Raw genomic sequence first — 19151 nt, 5'->3', positions numbered from 1 at the left:
ACCTGAGGTCGGTGGCCCGGCCGCGGTCCCACTGATTCCGCCGTCCGACACCACACAACGGAAGCCGAATCGAAATCGCAACAGCCCGGATCCCGTGGATGCAGAGAAATAGTGGGCGCTCAGGTCAGTAAGCGAGGTGGCCCGGGTGGCAACGGGCTTGTTGCCGAGTCGGTAGTCCGCGAAGGGGCGATGGCTGTCACCCGTGTTCCCCATCCGATGCACTCAATGTGACATTTGGTGGACTTTTCGGGGGTCAATGTCACATCTAGTGGACTTGGGGTGCCGCGGTTCGGTCAGGCGACACCGAACCAGCGGAGGGCAGCGGTGGTTGCGGCAGCGGCGATCACGATGACGACGAAGGGTGCTCTGCGCCAAGCGAGGATTCCGGCGACGGTGACGCCGATAGGGGCTGCGAAGCCCGCGAAGTCCTTGCCCACGAGCAGGGTCGAGGTGGCGATGAGGGCTACGAACACGACGGCGACCGAGGTGGACATGACGCGGTCGATGCGGGGCGAGATGGTCATGCGCGAGCGCAGGGCCGGGCCGATGAGGCGGAGCGCGAAAGTGCCGACGATCATGGCGATCAGCGGGATCGTGAGGCTCATGCGGATTCCTTGCCTGCGGCGGGCTTGGTGGACAGCAGTGCGGGGACCACGGCGATCAGCGAGAGGAGCACCGGCAGTCCGCTCGGTAGGAACATCGACGCTGCCAGGGCGATCCCTGCGCCGACGAGTGCGGCATTGCGCGTGCCCCGATCTCGGAGCGCAGGCATGATCAGTCCGAGCAGGATCGCCGGAAATGCGGCGTCGAGTCCGAGTGCGGCGGTATCGGTAATTGCGCCACCACCGAGAGTGCCGATCACCACCCCGATGTTCCAGGTGACGAACAGTCCGATTCCGCACAGCCAGAACGCTGTTCGACGCCGTCCTTCGTCTTCTTCGGCGACGCTGAATGCGACCGCTTCGTCGGTGATCAGGTGGGTGCCGAGCAGTCGCTTCCATGGCGAGACGTTCTCGAAAACGGATCCTATGGAGAATCCGAGCGGCACGAGCCGGGTATTGGCGAGCAAGGCGCTCGCCACGGCGGCGACGGGGTTGCCGCCGACGGCCAGGATGCCGACGAAGATGAATTGGGAGGAGCCCGCGAAGACCACCAAGGACATCACCACCGGTAGCCACAGTGGCAGGTCGGCGGCGACGGCGATGGCACCGAACGAGGCCCCGACCAAGGCGTCGGCCAGGCAAACCAACGCGATGTCGCGAATATTGACCCCCTGCAGGGTTCGCCATGTCGAACGCATGGTCGTTATAGTGGACGATGTTAGGCTGTTCGTCAAATCAAACGAACGTACCGATGGAGTGAACGAATGGCGGACGCCGGACCACCGATCGCAGCCATCGCTGCTGCTCTGCAGCAGGAACGACGACGCGTCGGCCTCTCGCTGGCCGAGGTGGCGCGTCGTGCGGGTATCGCCAAATCGACTCTGTCGCAACTGGAATCGGGTACGGGGAATCCAAGTCTGGAAACTCTGTGGGCGCTCAGCGTCACCCTGGACGTGCCGTTCTCCAGACTGGTCGAGCCCGCGAAGCAGTCGGTCCGGCTGATCCGTGCGGGGGAGGGGCCGAGATTCGCGTCGGACCGGGCGGACTACTCGGCGACGCTGCTGGCGTCGTCTCCGCCGAACGCGCGACGAGACATCTATCTGGTCAGTGCGGACGTGGGCGAGCCCAGGCGCTCGGACCCTCATTCCCCCGGCGTGGTCGAGCACGTGGTGCTCAGCGCCGGACGAGCGCTGGTGGGGCCGGTGGGCGAGGCAGTCGAACTGTTGCCCGGCGACTATGTCGCCTACCCCGGCGACGCGCTGCATATCTTCGAGGCGCTGGAGCCGAACACCATGGCGGTAATGATCACCGAGCACAGCTGAACGGAACGCAGTTGACGTGCGGGGAATAGTCGGCGGACGTACCCCGTTGGACTCTTTCGACGGCGTTCGCTTGGCAAGCCCCGGGCCTCACCCCATTTGTCGCTACGAGCGACCACTCGCCGAGAGGCGTTTGCAGCGGACGTCGTCCTTACTTTTGTCCGTGTAGCGAAGGGGCGAGATTCATGGCAGCCAAGACGTGGTTCATCACCGGCACTTCCAAGGGATTCGGACGCGAGTGGGCTATTGCAGCCCTCGACCGCGGCGATCGAGTCGCAGCCACGGCTCGCAACACGGCGACACTGCACGATCTCGTGGAAAAATACGGCGACGCGATTCTGCCGATCGAGCTGGATGTGAACGACCGCGCTGCCGACTTCGCAGCAGTCGCCCTGGCGCACAAGACCTTCGGATCGCTCGACATCGTCGTCAACAACGCCGGCTACGGCCAGTTCGGGATGATCGAAGAGATCTCCGAGGAGGACGCCCGCGCGCAGATCGAGACCAATGTCTTCGGAGCGCTGTGGGTCACTCAGGCCGCGTTGCCGTTCATGCGTGAGCAGGGCAGCGGCCACATCCTGCAGGTGTCGTCCATCGGCGGAATCTCCGCATTCCCCAATGTCGGTGCGTACCACGCGTCCAAGTGGGCCCTCGAAGGATTCAGTCAGGCCCTGGCGCAGGAGGTCGAGGACTTCGGTATCCATGTGACGCTGATCGAACCGGGTGGTTTCTCCACCGATTGGGCCGGTCCGTCTGCCAAGAAGTCCACCGACATCGCCGCGTACGACCCGATTCGGAAGAAGGCCGCCGAACTGCGGAGTGCAAGGCAGGCGACTCCTGGCGATCCGGTAGCTACGCGTGCGGCGCTGCTCAAGGTCGTCGACGCCGAAAAGCCGCCGCTGCGAGTCTTTTTCGGAGAGGCACCGCTCCAGATCGCGACGAAGGACTACGAATCACGCCTGGCGAACTGGCGCGAATGGCAGCCCGTGGCCGTCGAGGCGCACGGAGGCTGAGTCTCCACCACGCGAACCTCTAGGTGTGAGCTCCAACCTGGGCGGCCTTGATCCGTCTCAGGAGGCTTGCTTGCAGCTACGCTCCGGACGCGACGAAAACGCGGGGAGGCGGGGATTCACGCCCATCGTCGGGATTTTCACCTCGTCGGTGGGGTGTGCCTGACGGCTGAGGGCGCGGATCGAGTGGTGGCGTTCTCGCAGTTGCGAGCCGGTGTAGCGGCGACTGGACAACGACAAACGCGAGGTCGATGTCCATCGAATAGTGCTGCAGGCCGTCAGTTCTCTGGAGTGAGCGCGACGATATTCGCGGCCGTTCTGCTGTCGACTTCTGCCGTCTCGTCGAAGTAGCGCCGAAACAACGTACGCATCGAATCGATGACGTCGATGTGTTGCTGCAGAATGACATCGAGTGACGTGCTTTTGCCGGTCGCCAGGCGAGCAAACCTGTTTTGCAAATCCTGAGCAGACTTGAAGTCGCCCCAGGACTTGACTTCGCTCAGCTGGGTTGCTTGAGCTTGCATCTTGGCGAGGTGTACGAGGTAGGTTGCGCATGCCGCGTCGCATTTCGCGGCGACGTCGGGTGGAATCGTGATGGTGCCCGCGTCGGCTTGGGCGTTGAGGTCTCGCCAGTGTGCGATGAGGTCCGGCCTGGCTTCAGTCACGGTGTCGCCTCTTTCGGTCGATGGATTCAGCTGGGGAGTTCTGAGTCGAGCACTGACACCAAGGAGTTCAGCTCCGTGCAAGGGGCATACGGCGGGTCGCGTACCAACGCGCTGGTGATGATCGTGGCCCTGATCAATTCAGCGCCGGCCACGAAGGCGACTCCGCAGTTTCGGGACGAGTCAGCAGACAGTTGCTGGTATTGGGTGGCGTTACGCGTGCCCACTCGAACGGGTTGAAGTCGGTCGAAGTAACTCGGATCGTCGATGTAATCGATGTTCTCCAATCCGACGAATATTGAGAAGAAGTACTCGCTGCTCGGAGGGTTGGCCTCCCAGCCGCAAATTTTGAATCCGTTTTGATCTCTGCCGAACACCCCCGACTCCTTGGTGGCCGTGTTCAATCCCGCCTGCTCGATGGCGTCGTCGGGGATGGTGCATGGATCCCAGGGCGTCGGTGCTGCGACGGCCGTGCTGGTTGTTGCGATGACTTCTGGGACTGCAGTACCGTCTTGGCCCGTCGAACATGCGTTGAGCAGGAGCACTCCCACCGCGATCGATGCCCATCTACTGTTTCGATGCATGTGCACTGTCCTTTCCCAAGACCCCATCTATGGGTTGGACGCAACGGAGTCGGCGCTGGTTCCGTTCACCTCCTCCGGACTCGAGAGCTCCGGCTCGCAATTGAGCAACTCACTAGAACTTCAAAACCCGACCGGTCGGTCGAACCAGCGAGTCATCCCGCTGACAGATCCGCGTCGGTTTGGCATTGTGGTGGGATGCAGCGGCGCGTGGGCGAGAGTTGGTCCGCGGGACCGGTCTCAGGGGTAACCCCTGGGTATAGGAAGAGAATCGAGCACTGCGTCCGAAGCAGCTCCGCACGCTACGCGTGCCCGACTGCTCCGAGGACGAAAGATTTCGGTCGCCCCGCGTCGCTGCATTCCCTCGCCCCAGACCCGGCGGAGCGACACACGTGAACGACCGCGAACTGACGCCGCGCGCCGCCGCAACTCTCGCAGGTCTGGCTGCAGACGCAGAGTGGACGCGGTCGGGGCTCGAGGTTGCGTTCGCACATTTCATGCCCGAAAGAGCCTCGTGGCTCGCAGCCCGAATCATCAATCTGTATCCCAACCCACCCTTCGACGAGGCGTCGATTTTCGGTTTGTTGCGCGATCTTCCGTTCATCTCGGAGCCCTCCGCGTCCTCGCAGCGGCCGAATACGAGCTCCGGCTTCAAGCCCTGGCGATTCGAGGTACCACGGTACGAATCGACCGGTCAGCTTGCACGGTCTCTCGACCTGACGATCTCCGAAATCGAATGGTTTGCCGACCTGCAGGGGAGGCTGCGCACCGCGCCGTTCCCGTTGCAGCACTATCGATCTGCGCGACTGGACAAACGTCAGGGCATTCGACTGCTGGAGGTTCCCAAACCGCGCCTGCGCGAGATTCAGCGAAAGATACTGCACCGCATCCTGGATCGAATTCCACCACATCCCGCCGCGCACGGTTTTCGTAAAGGGCGAAGCCCCCGCACGTTCGCGACGCCCCACGCCGAGCGTGAGGTGGTGGTCTCGGTCGACTTACGTCGCTTCTTTCCGTCCATTGGGTTCGATCGCGTCGTTGCGATCTTCGAGGCCGTCGGCTACCGCAGAAAGGTCGCGGCCAATCTTGCCGCGCTGTGCACAACGGTCACCCCGGCCGGCGAATTGACGGGCATGGACCGCGCGACGGCGGCGAGGCTTCGCACCACTCACTTGCCGCAGGGCGCACCGACGTCGCCCGCCTTGGCCAACCTGGCTGCCCGCCAACTCGATATTCGAGCTGCCGGGCTCGCCCGCACCATGGGTGCCCGGTATACCCGCTACGCCGACGACCTGGCGTTCTCCGGTCCGGCTGACCTCGACGTCGACAAGTTGCTATGGGTGCTGTCCCAGATTGTGCACGACGAGGGCTTCACGATTCATCCCGACAAAACCCGAGTGCGGCGCGCGCATCAACGCCAACAGCTCACCGGGCTGGTGGTGAATGCGTGGCCCGCAGTTCCGCGAGAGGAGTACGACAACCTCCGCGCGTTACTGCACAACTGCATCGGTAGCGGTGCAGTTCAACAGAATCGGGACGTTCTGACCGACTTCCGTGCCCATGTGTACGGACGTATCGCGCGGATCGGCGAGACCAGCGAGACACGCCGTCGGAAACTGCTCGAGATGGCAGCCCGGGTCGATTGGGAGGGATCCGGGTAGTCGGACTGGGTACACCGACGTTTTACGAAGGAGCCGCTATGAACGACCTGACCTTCACCATCGGGCACGAGGAGCTGGTGATTCGCCAGCGGTGGGAAGTTGTCAGCATCATCAACGACATTCTCGTTGCGGTCTGGTTCATCGCCGGCAGCATCCTCTTCTTTCAGGAGAGCACGACGGTCATCGGTACGTGGCTCTTCCTGCTGGGGAGTATCGAACTGCTCATTCGTCCCGTGATTCGACTGGCGCGACGGGTGCATCTGACACGGATCGGGCGTACACGAACCGCGTCCGAGAGCGACGACGACTTCTGACCACATCGCCGCACCCTGTTCGCTTTTGTTGACATTTGTTGTTATCTGGTGAATGTTGTGTGCATGGAATCAGGTCTGGTGATGGTGTGATGCTCGCCCATCAACGTCAGCAAAAGATTCTGGACCGGGTGCTGTCCGAGGGAGCCGTCACGGTGGCCGCGTTGGGCACTGCTCTGTCGGTGTCCGACATGACCATTCGACGTGACGTCAATGAACTGGTCGCCCAGGGCCTGGTCGAGCGAGTGCATGGCGGCATCACCGCGCCGAGTTCCGCGAGCGCGTTCGAGCCGGGTTTTCCGGTCAAGTCCGAGCAGAGCCGTGACGCCAAGGCCGCCATTGCCCGCGCCGCAGCACGATTGATCCGGCCAGGAACGACCATCGGCATCTCCGGAGGTACGACGACACACGCGCTGGCGCGGGAACTGCTTCGTGTACCCGACATCACCGTGGTGACCAACTCCTTGCCCGTCGCCGACGTCCTTCACGCCGGCGGCAGAGCAGACCACACCGTGTTGCTCACCGGAGGCCAACGCACCCCGTCGTACGCACTCGTCGGCCCGTTGGCGGTCGGTGCGTTGCAGACGCTGCACGTCGACATTCTGTTTCTCGGCACGCATGGAGTGGACATCGATGCGGGCCTCACCTGCCCCAATCTGCTGGAGGCACAGACCAATCAGGCCTTCGTCGCCTCGGCTCGACGCGTCGCGGTCCTCGCTGATCACACCAAATGGGGTGTTCGCGCCCTCGCAACCACCGCTGCGTTGTCGGAGGTGGACGTGATCGTCACCGATGTCGATGTGCCCGAACGTATTCGCGACGCGCTGACCGACATCGTCGACGACGTGGTCGTCGCAACCGGTCCCGCCGAGCCCCGGCCGACAACTCGAGAAGAGAGCAGTCGATGACCACGCAGGACACCAGCCATCCGATGCGCAAGACCTCGACCACGCTGGCCGACGGTCGAGAATTGATCTATTACGACGACACCGAGCCCTACCTTTCCGGTGGTGCCACCCGGGAGCTGGTGGATTCACGGCCGCTGCCGCCGTCGATGTCGCTCTCGCAGATGAGATTCGACGTTCTCACCGGCGAGTGGATCGTCATGGCTGCCCAGCGGATGGACCGCACGTTCCTGCCTCCCGCCGACCTGTCCCCGTTGGCCCCCAGCCGTCCGGGCCGGCCGGCGACCGAGATCCCGGCCTCGGATTACGACGTCGTGGTGTTCGAGAACCGTTTCCCGTCGTTGGCGGGAAGTGCTGCACAACAAACTCTTCCGGCAGCGGTCGACGGTGAGCCGATGTGGCCATTGGCGGCAGGTACCGGTCGGTGCGAGGTCGTCTGTTTCGCCAGTGATCCCGACGCGTCTTTCGTCTCGCTGGAACTGTCGAGGGTCCGAACGATCATCGACGTGTGGGCAGACCGGACCACGGAGCTCTCGGCGATCGATGGAGTGAAACAGGTGTTCTGCTTCGAGAATCGTGGCAAGGAGATCGGTGTCACCTTGACGCACCCGCACGGCCAAATTTACGCCTACCCCTACCTTCCTCCTCGTACCGATGCTTTGATCAGGCAGTCGCGCAAGCACTTCGAGAACACCGGTCGAGTTCTGTTGGCCGATGTACTCGCCGCCGAATTGCGCTCGGGCCGACGGATAGTCGTGGATGTCGAGCATTGGGTGGCGTACGTCCCCGCGGCGTCACGGTGGCCGCTCGAGGTACATCTTGCTCCGCGCCGCGACGTCGCAGATCTTGCGGAACTGAACGACGCGGAGCGCGACGAGCTGGCCGGCGTCTACCGCGCATTGCTGCGGGGCGTCGACGCATTCTTCGAGGGCGTGGACGAGGTGCCGTATATCTCGGCGTGGCACCAGGCCCCCGTCGGATCCGATCGAGAGCTGGGACGACTTCACCTGCAACTGTTCTCGATGATGCGGTCACCGGGCCGGATGAAGTTTCTGGCCGGATCCGAGTCGGCGATGGGCGCATGGATCAACGACACGACTCCCGAGAGAATCGCAGACAGATTGCGCGAGGTGCTGGTGTGAACTGGTTGAGCGTCGTGTCCGAGCAGAGCCTCGCCGACGGTGCTTCGGGGCTGTTCGACACCGCGTTCGGCGGGGAGCCGGACGGCGTCTGGTTGGCACCGGGGCGAGTCAACCTGATCGGCGAACACATCGACTACGCAGGAGGTCTGGTGTTGCCGTTCGCGCTGCCCTTCGCCACTGCAGTCGCTGTTCGGCGGCGCGAGGATGCCACGATGCGGGCGGTCTCGACGCACACCGACCAGACGTGGACGGGGCAACTCGGTGACATCGGACCGGGAAGTCCGTCGGGATGGGCCGCGTACGTCGCGGGCGTTGCCTGGGCGCTGCAGGAGCACGGGATAGGCGGAGTCGATGTTGCCGTGCACTCCTCGGTACCGGTGGGCTCGGGCCTGTCGAGTTCGGCGGCCCTCGAGTGCTCGTTCGCCTTGGCCCTGAGCGATCTGTTCGATCTGAACGTCGATCGAAAGGTACTGATCGACGCCAGCATTCGCGCCGAGAACGATGTGGCCGGCGCGTCGACCGGGGGAATGGATCAAGCCATCGCGATGCTTGCCGAACGAGGGCATGCCCTGCTTCTGGACTGCCTCGACGGGTCGACCCGGCAGATCCCACTGGACGTCGCGGCGTCGGGTGCTCGCATCATGGTGATCGACACCAACGCTCCGCACCGTCTGGTCGACGGCCAGTACGGTGCCCGCCGGGCCGCCCTCGACCGGGCCTACCTGGAGCTGGGTGTGTCGACGCTGCGCGGACTCGACCCCGAGCGGGCGGTATCGGGGCTCGTCGATCAGGCTCTCGTTCCCCGAGTTCGTCACGTCACCAGCGAGATACGACGAGTCGAGCGGGCAGTAGCTTTGCTGGACGGCGGTGACATCGGTACCGAACTCGGCGACCTGATGACGGCGTCGCACGTCTCGCTTCGAGACGACTACGAGGTCAGTTCCCCCGAGCTGGACAGCGCCGTCGATGCTGCGCTGCGAGCCGGGGCATACGGGGCCCGTATGACGGGTGGGGGGTTCGGGGGTTCGGCCATTGCGTTGGTTCCGATAGCTCGGGTCGATGCAGTCGCTGAGGAAATCTTCACGAGCGCACAGCAATCCGGGCTACCGGAACCGACTTTTCTATCCGCAGAACCATCGGGGCCCGCGCACCGATTTCGGTGAGTCGATTCAGCTCCGTACCTGAGCGGCCGCGAACGAGGCACCCTGCGTCGTCGAGCCGTTGGTGCCGTAGGTCAGGTGAGCGAAGGTGTTGAAGCCACCGATCTGGCACACCGGGTCGCCGAAGTTGCAGAAGCTGTTGGTGCGTGAACCGTATGTGCTGCTGGCTGTTTCGATCTTCCTGCCGGTAAGCCAGAATGGGTTGCCGAACACCACAACGGCCTCGATACGGTCGGCGATCGCGGCCGGGATGACGGCACCGGTGAAGCTGCTGGGAGTGCGCAGACCGACTGCGTTGGTCACCACGGTCGCCCCCTGCGAGTAACCGCCGATCACGAATTTCGTCGACGGGCACGATGCCGCAACGGAATTGAGATGAGCCACGAGGTCGCGAGATCCGGGTCCCGCGCTGGCCTGGGTGAAGTCGGCGGCGTAGTTCACGGCGTACGTGCTGACCGAGCGATCCGAGAGTTGCGATTTGACGGTGCTCACAAAAGGAGTACCCGTGATGCCGAGGCCGGGAAGTTCCCCGGTGCCGCGAGCGAACGAGACGTCCACATCCGAACACGGCGCGGCCGAGGCCACTCCGGTGGGAAGCGCCACTGCGGTGGCGGAGATAGCAAGTGCAGCAATGGAATAGGCGATCAGGCGTCTCTTCATGGCGAGTCCTTGTGGGTTCGGGGGAGGAGCATCGAAACGAACCATAACCGCTGCGACGTCCCATTCACAGGGTCGTTCAACATTTGATTACAGACGCCCGGTCGGTTATCGAGGCGGCTCCGGGAGGCCGTCTCGAGATGTGTCGGGAATTCACTGCCAAGCCTGGTTTCTCAACGCCTGTTGCGCTACGGTGACCGCTGGGGTGCCGTAGACCTGGCGAATGGCCTGGTCCGAATTTTTCGTGACTATCAGGGAGCGCACTCGATCGATGCGACGACCGGCGAAAGTGGTTGATCGGTGCGCGCAGAACGGGTCGAGCCACCGCACGGCGCGCGATACTTGACCCTCACACAGTGTGAGACGGCAGTCTCGGAGGGTCATGTTCAGTATCGGAGAGTTCGCATCGATCGGCCGGGTTTCGGTTCGCATGCTTCGGCATTACGACGAGATCGGGCTGTTGACGCCGGCACGGGTGGATCCGTTCACCGGATATCGGTCGTACGACGGTAGACAGTTCGAGGAGTTGGGCCGCATCCTGATGTTCAAGGACCTGGGATTTCGGCTCGACGAGGTGAAGCAGATCGTGCATGCGCAGGTCAGCGCCGACCGATTGCGTCGGATGCTCGTCGCCAAACGTGAAGACGTCGCCCATCGACTCGATCTCGACGCCGCCCGACTGCGTCGGATCGATGCGCGCCTCCGCGCCGTAGAGGGAGAAGATTCGATGATCATTGTGGACACCAAGTCGCTGCCGGCCACCCGCGTCGCCGTCGTCACCGAGAATGCTGCCGGTTACGGGCCACAGAACATCGGCCCGGTGATCGGTCCGATGTACGCCCGGCTCGCGTCGTCTCTGGCACGAGACGGAGTCGAATTCGGACCGTCGTCGATCGCCCTCTACGAGGCCGTCGACGACGGTGACGGCACCGGCATCACGGTGCATGCCGCGTTCGAGATCACCCCCGACGTTGATGCAGGCGAGGACTACGACGTCACCGAGCTACCCGCGATCGACCTCGCGCTGACGACCGTGCACCACGGCTCGATGGCGACGATCGGGGAAACCTGGGAGCAGTTCATGGCCTGGATCGACGCCAACGGTTACGAGCTCTCCGGCATCTGCCGCGAGTACTACCTGGTCTCCGAGCCTGCGCCGCAGGAGAACTGGGTGACGGAGCTGCAGCAGCCGGTCGTCCGGCGTCAGGACGCCTGAGCGAGCTCAACCAGCGCTGTGCACTGGCAGCCGCCGGTGATCTCCTCGCACTCGAGCACCAGGAAGTGGCGAACGTACTCGAGATCCACGCAATCGGGTTCCGTGCATTCCGCACTACCGACTGCGTGGATCACGAGCGTTCCGTGGCAGGTATCGACACTGGCGGACATGGGAACCCTTTCTGTAGTCGTGTACTTCCTTGATATCACCGGCTACCGACAAGTTCGGGAAGCAAAGGGCGTGTTCGACGCCTGAGCTGGGCGAACTCACATGGACCTGCGCGCCGAGGGTAGGGCTGGCCCTACCTCACCTCGTGGGTTCGCAGTGAGGACGCCCCGGCGACTGCCCACTTAGGCTCATCCGCATGAACCAGGCATTACCGATTCCCCTCAATCCGCTCAGAGCGTGGATTTCGCAGCAGTGGTGGTTGGCAATGGCGTCGCTGTTGGCGACGACGTTCGCCGGACTGGGCGGATGGCTGATCGTAGGTCTGCTCCTGCTCGCGGTGTTCGCGTTGCCGTTCGCCCTCAGCGGTGTGCTCGTCTTCGTGTTCACGATCGTGGTCCTTCGTTGGCTGGACATCGCGGCGCGAGCGGGCATCGACCTGACCAGTGGCATCGAGATCACGAAACCGGACACCATCGTCTATCCGACCAGTTGGCGAAGGTTGGTGTGGTGTGTTCGTGACGTCGGGCTGTGGAAGTCGCTCGTCTACTGGATCATTCGTATTCCGATCTCGGCTGCGCTGCTGTTCTTGCTGCCTGCGCTCTTCCTGGCGCTTCCGGTTCTGGCGGCCGCCCCGGTCGCGTGGTTGGTCACCGATCCCGAGGGCACCGGGTTGGAGATAGCCGAACGAGTGGACTTTCCGCTGGTTGCGGTGATCGGAGTGGCAGCTCTGGTAGTCCTGGTTGCCGGCGTTCCGCCACTGACGACCCTGATTGCCAAGCTCGATTGGTGGAGCGCTGCAGCACTTCTCGGGCAGTCGGAGTCGAGCAAGCGGGTGAACGAGCTGACCATGAGCCGTGCTCGCGTCGTCGACGCCGCCGATGCCGAGCGGCGACGCATCGAACGGGACCTGCACGACGGTGCCCAGCAACGGCTGGTCTCGGTGGCAATGTCACTGGGACAAGCGAAGTCTCGCGCGTCGGCTACGGACGACGTGGTCTTGAAGGGTTTGCTCGACGATGCACATCGGGAGGCGAAGAACGCGATCGGTGAGATCCGAACGTTGACGCGCGGACTGCATCCCCCGATCCTGACCGATCGCGGACTCGACGCAGCGCTGTCGTCGGTCGCGGCGTTGTCGACAGTTCCGGTGACGATCGACATCGACCCGGCCCTCACCGGCGAGCGACGTCTGAACGCCACCGCCGAGTCGACGGTGTACTTCGTGGTGTCCGAGGCCTTGACCAATGTCGGCAAGCACGCCCACGCCGGAAACGTGCAGGTCGATGTCGCTCGCGGCGAGTCCTCCGTCGCCGTCACCGTGGTCGACGACGGTTGCGGCGGTGCGCATTTCGAGCCCGGCGGCGGATTGGCCGGATTGGCCGACAGGCTCAGCGGAATCGACGGAACCCTGACGGTGACTTCGCCGTCGGGCGGCCCGACACGAGTGGAGGTGACCATCCCGTGCGAGTGATCATTGCCGACGACTCGGTACTGCTACGTGAGGGTGTTGCGCGTTTGTTGGTCGACTCCGGTGCCGAGGTGATCGGAAAAGTTGGTGACGCGGCGCAGCTGTTGACGCTGATGTCGTCCACCGAGCCGCTGCCCGACGTCTGCGTCATCGACGTGCGGATGCCTCCGACATTTCTCGACGAGGGTCTGCGAGCGGCACTGGTCATTCGTGAGCGTTGGCCCGATGTCGGAGTACTGGTGCTCTCGCAGTACGTGGAGGAAAGGTATGCGGCAGAACTGATTCGGCAGAGCACGGACGGCGTCGGATATCTGCTGAAGGATCGCGTCGCCGATGTGGACGAATTCTCCGACGCGGTGAAAACGGTCGCCGACGGCGGAACCGTCATCGATCCAGAAGTTGTGCAACAGATTTTGGCGCGCGCACCACGATCGGATCCACTCGACTCGCTGACACCGCGAGAGCGAGATGTGCTGACGGCGATGGCCGAAGGTAAGTCCAATGCCGGCATCGCCTCCACTCTGGTCGTAGGCCAAGCAGCCGTCGAGAAGCACATCGGAAACATCTTCGCCAAACTCGGATTGCTCGGCGCAGTGCGGATCACCGCCGGGTCATGGCAGTCCTACGATACCTGGGAGCTATTCGATGAATCGAATTCCATTGTTGCGCTACACGTTGGCGATCACCACAGCGGCCGTCGTGGTCGGTGCGGCCGGAGCAGGCACCACTGCGGCGATCGCGCTCGGTTTCTCCGTTCCGAAGACTCAGAACTACGACTACTCGGTAGATCACGCGATCGACGGCTCGCAGCTGACTGTGACGACCGGGTTCGCGCACCTGAAGTTCGTGCCCAGCCCCGATGATTCGCTGCATGTTCGAGCGCACGGGATCTACCGAGGGGACGCCCCCACGGTCGACGTCGGTGCGGACGGGTCGAGCGTGGCTGTGGAATGTTCCTACGGCAGGTACAAGACGTGTGACGCCGACGTCGAATTGCAGATACCCGCAGGCCTGACCCTCGCGGTGAACGGTGCGGGCGGTGATGTCGTGCTGTCGGATGTCGGTGCAGACGTATCCGTCTCGACAGCGTCGGGATCGGTGTTCGCTCGTGGATCGGCGGGAGCCATCCGGGTCGACACACGGTTCGGTGACGTGAAGATCAGTGATGCAACTGCGTCCATCGTGGATGTGAGCACGACGTTCGGCGAGATCAGCGTCGAATCGCGTACTGCACCGGAATCGGTCAAGGCGCGCAACGTGATCGGCGACACGACGATCGGGCTTCCGCCCGCCGACTTCTATGCCGTCGACGCGGCATCCGACAAAGGCGACGTCGTCGTCGACGTGATCAACGACCCCAGATCGCCGAAGACGGTCTCCGCCACCAGCGAGGAAGGGCAGATCACGGTGCGGGCACGTCAGTGACTGCGCCGCCACGCACTGAACGACCGGACCGAGGATGTGGTGGGACGCGTCAGCCAGGGCCATGGATGCAATTCGACCGGGGCGATGGCGTCGGCGATGCGAGAAAAGCCGGGAACGGGTGCCCAGGTGGCGGCCAGAGACCGTCCGGAAAGTTCCTCGGATACTCGGCCGCGACGTACCTCCAACGGCCGGGTCGACGCGATCTCGCCGAGAGTCTCGGCTAGGAACACCAGTCGCTTTCCGGACAGCCGAAGCTTGTGCAGGAGTGGTTCGTCGAACACGAAGACGGCAGGTCGCTCGGGATTCGCAGCCATGGCGGGGTCTGTGGTGCCGAGCGATTCGGCGGTCAGCCAGACCTGTTCTGCACCATCACCTTCCATGCTCGCGGGGCCCGCGGGTACCGGTGCCTTGTTGAGATCGGGTCCGTCGACTGCCGGTCCGAGATCATCGTCGGGCCAATTCTCGATGGGGCAGGCGTCTTTCAGCGCGCAGTTGCGGCACAGGGATGGTGCGCGCTTGTTCACCTGCCACCGACTGAAGCCGTACACCTTGCCGCTTCCGGTACCGACCGTCCATTGCCAACCCAGTCGATTGGCCGCCCGTGAGCCGTCGAGCAAGTGGGTGAACATCTCGTCCTCGCCGTCGCGCCATGTCGCGCCGGCACGCACAGCCCATTGGGACGCCAGCCACATGCGTGTTTGGTTGACGAGCCAACCGTCACTGTGCAATTCGCCCACCACCGTGGACATGCAGTTCATCTCGTCGGGCCAGGGTTCGGAAGTCCAGTTGTGCGGTCGTGGTTGTTCACGACGAAGGGATCTCCCCAGATCGGTTCCGACGCGGGCATAGAGGTGGCGGGCGTATTCCTGCCACATGAGTTCGTCCCGGTACCGCGTGCGATCGCGCGCAGGGGCGTCCGCTACGGCGTCCCACACCTCAGGGAGAGTGAGCAGACCGTGCCGGATGTACGGCGACATTCGACTGGCTCCACGACGATTCGCAGGAAGGACAGTGCTGCGGTCGCGGGCGTAGCCGGTGATGTCCAGACCGGCCAGCGCCATGTCGGCGGCCGACTGTCCGCCGCGAATGCCGCCGGCGGCAATCCCGTCCGGCCGCTCGAGCGTCAGGTCGCCCAGATGCTCGGCAACCCAGGAAACGACGTCGTCGGTGGTGAAGCCGTCGGCGATCGACGGGGGAGCGGGGAGCTGGGACATGCACCCGGACTTCCCCGTCGGCACGAAAGAGAAACGCCGAGATCAGGGACGTGGCAGGCGACGGTGGAGCGGGTTCGACGTCGTCGGGCTAGCCGCCCGCCCTTGCCGTGGGATGGAGGTGACTACCGTCGGTGAGTCGGCGGTGGCCCGCGAGGCGTCGTGTGCCTTCATCGCAGCGCTGTTCCCCCTGCCGAGGGCAGGAGACGAAATCCGGCGTGCAGCGCTCTCGCCGCACTCCGGGCACGTCACCTGGGAGGGGACATCGGCCATGGAGAATCTCTGCTCAACGGGTTCGCAACGCTGTGTGCAGCGAAAGCTGTAGGTGGGCACGCACACGAGGGTAGCGCGAGGTGTCGTGTCAGTGGCGTTCCGGCGCAACGTCATACAACATTTACACGTCATACTGGGCCGAATACACCACGACGGTGCAATGATCGAGGCAGGAGAATCCGCGCAACCGGAGGTGCCTCGTGCCCGAACTGCTGTTTCCGCTCGACTCGACGAAGAGTTTCACCGAACAGGAGATCGTCGGTCACAACCGATGGCATCCCGATATCCCGGCGGCGGTCACAGTGAAGCCCGGCACGTCGTTTCGGGCGCACTGCCGCGAATGGTTCGACGGGGCCATTCACAACGACGACTCCGCCGAGGACATTCTGAATGCGCCGCTCAACAACGTGCACACGTTGTCCGGGCCGTTCCACATCGAGGGAGCCGAGCCCGGGGACCTGCTGATCGTCGATATCCTCGACGTCGGTCCGATCCCACAGGAAGATTCGGGCCCACTGGCCGGTCAGGGCTGGGGATACACGGGGATCTTCGCCAAGCAGAACGGCGGCGGATTCCTCACTGATCGATTCCCCGACGCGTACAAGGCGATCTGGGACTTTTCCGGCCAGACCACCACATCTCGCCACGTTCCGCACGTGAAGTACACCGGAATCACCCATCCCGGCCTGATGGGGACCGCGCCGTCGGCTGCACTGCTGGCCAAGTGGAACGCCCGTGAAGGTGCGCTGATTGCCACGGATCCTCAGCGTGTTCCCCCGCTGGCTTTAGCACCCGAACTCGACGGGGCAATTTTGGGATCGTTGAGCGGCGACGAGTTCTCGTGTGTCGCAGGCGAAGCCGCACGTACGGCACCGCCACGAGAGAACGGTGGCAATCAAGACATCAAGAATCTCACCAAGGGCACTCGCGTCTTCTATCCGGTGTTCGTACCAGGGGCGAAGTTGTCGTTCGGAGACTTGCACTTCTCGCAGGGTGACGGCGAGATCACCTTCTGTGGTGCCATCGAAATGGGCGGTTTCATGGACCTGCACGTCGACCTGATCAAGGGCGGCATGGACACGTACGGGGTCAGTGAAAACGCGATCTTCATGCCCGGAAACACCGCACCGCAGTACTCGGAATGGATTGCCTTCTCGGGCATTTCGGTCACCGTCGACGGCGAGCAGAAGTATCTGGACTCCGACCTGTCCTACCAGAACGCCTGCATGCATGCGATCGACTACCTCACCAAATTCGGATACAGCCCCGAGCAGGCGTACCTGCTGCTGGGCTCGGCCCCGATCGAGGGACGCCTGTCCGGAGTGGTCGACATACCCAACTCCTGTGCCACCGTGTACATCCCCACCGCAATCTTCGATTTCCCGATAGCGCCGTCCGCCAGCGGGCCGTTCCAAATCGACCCGGGAATGGGAGCGCCCAGGGCGCAGTTCTGACGTGAGTTTGCTTGATATGTCGCAACTGTGGATGCTCGAGGACATGGAACCGTGGCCTGACGAGCCTGCCGTAGGCGCGGTGTTTACTCCCACCACGTACTGGGCGTCACCCGACCAGATGGACCTGCCGGCGCAAATGTGTGCCGAGGTGCCGGCTCGGGTCGAGACTGTCACTGTGGACGGTCTGACGGAGTGGGTGGCGCATCTCGGGAACGGCTTCACCACGATGATGGGCGACGGCGGCCTGGTCGGTGATGTGACGTTACACGGCTGCCTGGTGTGGGACAGGTATCTGTGGTTGGACTTTCGGACGCGGCCGCGAGGCACCCTCCGCATCCATGATCGGGCCGGTCTTCTCGTGCAACGACGGGAATTGATCCCGACGCGACATCCCGGCGCGTTCAGTGTGACGTACAGCGGTGCGCTGGAGTACCACGAAAGGGATTCAATACCTGCGGGATTCGGAGTTCGTTGGAAAGCATCGATTGTCGAGACCGTTGCATCGACTGGTTGAGGTATCTCAGTCGATGTGCTGGTCGTAGTTCACGGTGATGATCTGGTCGACGCGGACCGGCGACGAATCGATCTCTGTGAGCGCGAGAAGGTCCGCAACGGCATCCCTGCTGCCCCCGATATAGGCACAGGGGAAGTCGAAGTGCTGAGCTACACACCACGCGTGGTCGTTGGGCCACCACAGATTCGGTGACAACCCACCGAGGGTGTCCGTTGCACGTGAGACCGGCCCCCTCAGCAGGAAGTAGTCGTAGCCGGCGATGTTCGTGGTCGGTGCCGAATCGCGAATGTAGTCGAGTGCGGTGTTGCCTTCCCAGATAGCGAAGAAGCAATCGTCCGGTGTGTTCGTGCTACCAGCGAGTACCTCGATGATGGATGCCAGCTGAACATGCCGGGCTGCAATGGGTTTCGCCCGCGGAAGGGGATTCGGCGTGCCGTTGCGCCCGGGATACAGGATGCGGGCATAGGCGTCGAACACAGTGGGGACCAGCGAGCCCACTGTGGTTTCGGAGACGACCTTCAGGCCGTCGTTCACCCATCCTGTTGCCGAGATATCCTGTTGCAGAGCAGTGTTAGACCATTCTGTGCGGCCGGTATTCAATGGCTGTACCAGGGTTGTGGGCTGGCAGGGTCGTCGATGACTGTGTCGACTCGACGGTAGGCGAGAACGTCCTTTATCGCGGACGAGCTCGCACCGATGGTGGCGAAGTGGGGATCGATGTCGTTGGCGATGCACCAGGCTCGGTCGGCGGGCCAGACGAACGAGGGGATCGGCAGACCCTCGCGATCAGGGGGATCGAGTGCCTGTTCCCAGCGCAATAGGTCCAGGGCAGCCCCCCGGAACAAGAATGCTTCCCGTTCCGGGAGGTGGATTCGCGCGGCACCGTGCACCTCGAGACCACCCCACCCCTCCCATACGCAAAAGTAGCAGTCCGCTGGTGTCGTCGTGTGTTTGGCCAGCGTCGCAACGACCATCGCCAATTGGTTTGTCTCCGAACGCTCGTCGTACGGAACGTCGGCCTCGCCCTCACGCTGATCCGCGTGCGTCGGATCCGGGATGAACCGGAGACGCGCGTAGCTCTCGTACCCCAGTGGACCTCTGGTGGCGAGGTCCCACCAATCTCGATCAGCGTGGACGAGCCAGTCGGCGGCAGTGGGATCGCTGGATGGTCGCACGGTCATGGTGCGCCCTTTCTGGGTCGATACCGGGCTTGCGCTAGTGCGACGTTACCGATCCATGAGGTGGACCGGACTACCGGAGCTGGCCTACGAAGTGGTGCCCGTCGTCACCGCGGCCTGAGGCGACAGAGTTGGATAGGAACGTGTGTTCGAAAGTGTGTCGGTGGGTCGCGGTAGATTCTGTTCATGCTTTCGGGGGACGGCGGATCAGGGGTGGACGGCATCGAGACGGTG

The 19151-nt window shown here is 63.4% G+C and carries 23 protein-coding genes and 1 pseudogene; 13 read left to right on the top strand and 11 right to left on the bottom strand.

Annotated features, from left to right (window positions below; all coding sequences use genetic code 11):
- The 3 genes from AB0P23_RS24970 to AB0P23_RS24960 form a co-directional block, all read right to left on the bottom strand.
- Positions 1–213 (bottom strand): hypothetical protein (locus tag AB0P23_RS24970; protein ID WP_363799736.1); only part of this gene is annotated, 213 nt, incomplete at its 3' end.
- 80 nt (positions 214–293) lie between these two features.
- Positions 294–605, bottom strand: a complete 312-nt coding sequence (locus AB0P23_RS24965; protein ID WP_206499018.1) for an AzlD domain-containing protein — start codon at positions 603–605, stop codon at positions 294–296.
- The gene (locus AB0P23_RS24960) at positions 602–1300 is read right to left on the bottom strand and encodes an AzlC family ABC transporter permease (protein ID WP_094665933.1); all 699 of its coding nucleotides are present in this window, start codon (positions 1298–1300) and stop codon (positions 602–604) included. The genes AB0P23_RS24965 and AB0P23_RS24960 overlap by 4 nt, the downstream gene beginning before the upstream one ends.
- A 66-nt stretch (positions 1301–1366) precedes the next feature.
- On the opposite strand from AB0P23_RS24960, the gene AB0P23_RS24955 reads away from it, so the two are divergent.
- Together AB0P23_RS24955 and AB0P23_RS24950 are read left to right on the top strand one after the other, a co-directional pair.
- A complete protein-coding gene (locus tag AB0P23_RS24955; protein ID WP_032367567.1) occupies positions 1367–1924 on the top strand; it encodes an XRE family transcriptional regulator in 558 nt (185 codons plus the stop codon).
- A gap of 182 nt (positions 1925–2106) precedes the next feature.
- Complete coding sequence (locus AB0P23_RS24950) at positions 2107–2934, top strand: SDR family oxidoreductase (protein WP_204879171.1); 828 nt, start codon at positions 2107–2109, stop codon at positions 2932–2934.
- A gap of 275 nt (positions 2935–3209) precedes the next feature.
- Here AB0P23_RS24950 and AB0P23_RS24945 read toward each other — a convergent pair whose 3' ends face one another.
- Together AB0P23_RS24945 and AB0P23_RS24940 are read right to left on the bottom strand one after the other, a co-directional pair.
- Positions 3210–3596 (bottom strand): hypothetical protein, encoded by a 387-nt coding sequence (locus tag AB0P23_RS24945; RefSeq protein WP_206499017.1) that lies wholly within the window; start codon positions 3594–3596, stop codon positions 3210–3212.
- Positions 3597–3622: 26 nt separating this feature from the next.
- Complete coding sequence (locus AB0P23_RS24940) at positions 3623–4177, bottom strand: DUF3558 family protein (protein ID WP_206499016.1); 555 nt, start codon at positions 4175–4177, stop codon at positions 3623–3625.
- Positions 4178–4566: 389 nt separating this feature from the next.
- Between AB0P23_RS24940 and AB0P23_RS24935 the strand changes: the two genes are divergently transcribed.
- The 5 genes from AB0P23_RS24935 (at position 4567) to galK (ending at position 9356) form a co-directional block, all read left to right on the top strand.
- Positions 4567–5835, top strand: coding sequence for a reverse transcriptase family protein (locus tag AB0P23_RS24935; RefSeq protein ID WP_283348119.1), 1269 nt, complete (start codon positions 4567–4569; stop codon positions 5833–5835).
- Between the two features lie 38 nt (positions 5836–5873).
- Positions 5874–6149, top strand: a complete 276-nt coding sequence (locus tag AB0P23_RS24930; protein ID WP_032374606.1) for a YrhK family protein — start codon at positions 5874–5876, stop codon at positions 6147–6149.
- An 89-nt stretch (positions 6150–6238) separates the two neighbouring features.
- The gene (locus AB0P23_RS24925) at positions 6239–7054 is read left to right on the top strand and encodes a DeoR/GlpR family DNA-binding transcription regulator (RefSeq protein WP_032374605.1); all 816 of its coding nucleotides are present in this window, start codon (positions 6239–6241) and stop codon (positions 7052–7054) included.
- A 23-nt stretch (positions 7055–7077) separates the two neighbouring features.
- The gene (gene galT, locus AB0P23_RS24920) at positions 7078–8193 is read left to right on the top strand and encodes a galactose-1-phosphate uridylyltransferase (RefSeq protein ID WP_032374625.1); all 1116 of its coding nucleotides are present in this window, start codon (positions 7078–7080) and stop codon (positions 8191–8193) included.
- The gene (gene galK / locus AB0P23_RS24915; RefSeq protein WP_032374604.1) at positions 8190–9356 is read left to right on the top strand and encodes a galactokinase; all 1167 of its coding nucleotides are present in this window, start codon (positions 8190–8192) and stop codon (positions 9354–9356) included. The genes galT and galK overlap by 4 nt, the downstream gene beginning before the upstream one ends.
- 6 nt (positions 9357–9362) lie before the next feature.
- Here the strand turns inward: galK and AB0P23_RS24910 are convergent, their stop codons facing one another.
- Entirely contained in the window at positions 9363–10013 is a 651-nt protein-coding gene (locus tag AB0P23_RS24910) for a cutinase family protein (protein ID WP_032374603.1), read from the bottom strand.
- Between the two features lie 379 nt (positions 10014–10392).
- Here AB0P23_RS24910 and AB0P23_RS24905 point away from each other — a divergent pair, with 379 nt between their 5' ends.
- The gene (locus AB0P23_RS24905; protein WP_032374602.1) at positions 10393–11226 is read left to right on the top strand and encodes a MerR family transcriptional regulator; all 834 of its coding nucleotides are present in this window, start codon (positions 10393–10395) and stop codon (positions 11224–11226) included.
- Here the strand turns inward: AB0P23_RS24905 and AB0P23_RS24900 are convergent.
- On the bottom strand, positions 11214–11396 hold the full coding sequence (locus AB0P23_RS24900; protein ID WP_027494898.1) for a hypothetical protein: 183 nt from the start codon (positions 11394–11396) through the stop codon (positions 11214–11216). The genes AB0P23_RS24905 and AB0P23_RS24900 overlap by 13 nt on opposite strands.
- Positions 11397–11590: 194 nt before the next feature.
- Here AB0P23_RS24900 and AB0P23_RS24895 point away from each other — a divergent pair, with 194 nt between their 5' ends.
- From AB0P23_RS24895 to AB0P23_RS24885, 3 genes and pseudogenes are all read left to right on the top strand, one after another.
- Entirely contained in the window at positions 11591–12865 is a 1275-nt protein-coding gene (locus AB0P23_RS24895; protein WP_052063055.1) for a histidine kinase, read from the top strand.
- Positions 12856–13511 (top strand): annotated as a pseudogene (locus tag AB0P23_RS24890) (response regulator transcription factor). Before AB0P23_RS24895 ends, AB0P23_RS24890 begins: the two are co-directional and overlap by 10 nt.
- A gap of 197 nt (positions 13512–13708) precedes the next feature.
- A complete protein-coding gene (locus tag AB0P23_RS24885) occupies positions 13709–14287 on the top strand; it encodes a DUF4097 family beta strand repeat-containing protein (RefSeq protein ID WP_363799738.1) in 579 nt (192 codons plus the stop codon).
- On the opposite strand, the gene AB0P23_RS24880 is transcribed toward AB0P23_RS24885, so the two are convergent.
- Both AB0P23_RS24880 and AB0P23_RS24875 read right to left on the bottom strand, forming a co-directional pair.
- Positions 14281–15501, bottom strand: coding sequence for an FAD-binding domain-containing protein (locus tag AB0P23_RS24880; protein ID WP_363799732.1), 1221 nt, complete (start codon positions 15499–15501; stop codon positions 14281–14283). The two genes, AB0P23_RS24885 and AB0P23_RS24880, sit on opposite strands and share 7 nt — an antisense overlap.
- A 42-nt stretch (positions 15502–15543) precedes the next feature.
- Positions 15544–15771, bottom strand: a complete 228-nt coding sequence (locus AB0P23_RS24875) for a zinc ribbon domain-containing protein (RefSeq protein WP_230591622.1) — start codon at positions 15769–15771, stop codon at positions 15544–15546.
- Positions 15772–15971: 200 nt separating this feature from the next.
- Between AB0P23_RS24875 and fmdA the strand changes: the two genes are divergently transcribed.
- Both fmdA and AB0P23_RS24865 read left to right on the top strand, forming a co-directional pair.
- Positions 15972–17225, top strand: a complete 1254-nt coding sequence (gene fmdA, locus AB0P23_RS24870; RefSeq protein WP_032400935.1) for a formamidase — start codon at positions 15972–15974, stop codon at positions 17223–17225.
- A 1-nt stretch (position 17226) separates the two neighbouring features.
- Positions 17227–17739, top strand: coding sequence for a hypothetical protein (locus tag AB0P23_RS24865; protein ID WP_230593515.1), 513 nt, complete (start codon positions 17227–17229; stop codon positions 17737–17739).
- Between the two features lie 6 nt (positions 17740–17745).
- Here the strand turns inward: AB0P23_RS24865 and AB0P23_RS24860 are convergent, their stop codons facing one another.
- Together AB0P23_RS24860 and AB0P23_RS24855 are read right to left on the bottom strand one after the other, a co-directional pair.
- On the bottom strand, positions 17746–18273 hold the full coding sequence (locus AB0P23_RS24860; protein ID WP_052061615.1) for a hypothetical protein: 528 nt from the start codon (positions 18271–18273) through the stop codon (positions 17746–17748).
- Between the two features lie 62 nt (positions 18274–18335).
- Positions 18336–18920, bottom strand: coding sequence for a hypothetical protein (locus AB0P23_RS24855; protein ID WP_032374599.1), 585 nt, complete (start codon positions 18918–18920; stop codon positions 18336–18338).
- Positions 18921–19151: the final 231 nt, after the last annotated feature.

The sequence above is a fragment of the Rhodococcus sp. NPDC077669 genome, assembly GCF_040686915.1.
GTDB lineage: Bacteria > Actinomycetota > Actinomycetes > Mycobacteriales > Mycobacteriaceae > Rhodococcoides > Rhodococcoides fascians.
The sequence above is the reverse complement of the archived record's forward strand: the minus strand, read 5'-3'. Positions and strand labels throughout refer to the sequence as shown.

Bases quoted from the DNA above. Each gene is read 5' to 3' on its own strand.
- AB0P23_RS24910 (WP_032374603.1), bottom strand. From the start codon at position 10,013: ATGAAGAGACGCCTGATCGCCTATTCCATTGCTGCACTTGCTATCTCC.
- AB0P23_RS24955 (WP_032367567.1), top strand. From the start codon at position 1,367: ATGGCGGACGCCGGACCACCGATCGCAGCCATCGCTGCTGCTCTGCAG.
- AB0P23_RS24905 (WP_032374602.1), top strand. From the start codon at position 10,393: ATGTTCAGTATCGGAGAGTTCGCATCGATCGGCCGGGTTTCGGTTCGC.
- AB0P23_RS24895 (WP_052063055.1), top strand. From the start codon at position 11,591: ATGAACCAGGCATTACCGATTCCCCTCAATCCGCTCAGAGCGTGGATT.
- AB0P23_RS24960 (WP_094665933.1), bottom strand. From the start codon at position 1,300: ATGCGTTCGACATGGCGAACCCTGCAGGGGGTCAATATTCGCGACATC.
- AB0P23_RS24880 (WP_363799732.1), bottom strand. From the start codon at position 15,501: ATGTCCCAGCTCCCCGCTCCCCCGTCGATCGCCGACGGCTTCACCACC.
- AB0P23_RS24900 (WP_027494898.1), bottom strand. From the start codon at position 11,396: ATGTCCGCCAGTGTCGATACCTGCCACGGAACGCTCGTGATCCACGCA.
- AB0P23_RS24950 (WP_204879171.1), top strand. From the start codon at position 2,107: ATGGCAGCCAAGACGTGGTTCATCACCGGCACTTCCAAGGGATTCGGA.
- AB0P23_RS24940 (WP_206499016.1), bottom strand. From the start codon at position 4,177: ATGCATCGAAACAGTAGATGGGCATCGATCGCGGTGGGAGTGCTCCTG.
- AB0P23_RS24925 (WP_032374605.1), top strand. From the start codon at position 6,239: ATGCTCGCCCATCAACGTCAGCAAAAGATTCTGGACCGGGTGCTGTCC.
- AB0P23_RS24855 (WP_032374599.1), bottom strand. From the start codon at position 18,920: ATGACCGTGCGACCATCCAGCGATCCCACTGCCGCCGACTGGCTCGTC.
- galT (WP_032374625.1), top strand. From the start codon at position 7,078: ATGCGCAAGACCTCGACCACGCTGGCCGACGGTCGAGAATTGATCTAT.
- AB0P23_RS24930 (WP_032374606.1), top strand. From the start codon at position 5,874: ATGAACGACCTGACCTTCACCATCGGGCACGAGGAGCTGGTGATTCGC.
- AB0P23_RS24875 (WP_230591622.1), bottom strand. From the start codon at position 15,771: ATGGCCGATGTCCCCTCCCAGGTGACGTGCCCGGAGTGCGGCGAGAGC.
- AB0P23_RS24965 (WP_206499018.1), bottom strand. From the start codon at position 605: ATGAGCCTCACGATCCCGCTGATCGCCATGATCGTCGGCACTTTCGCG.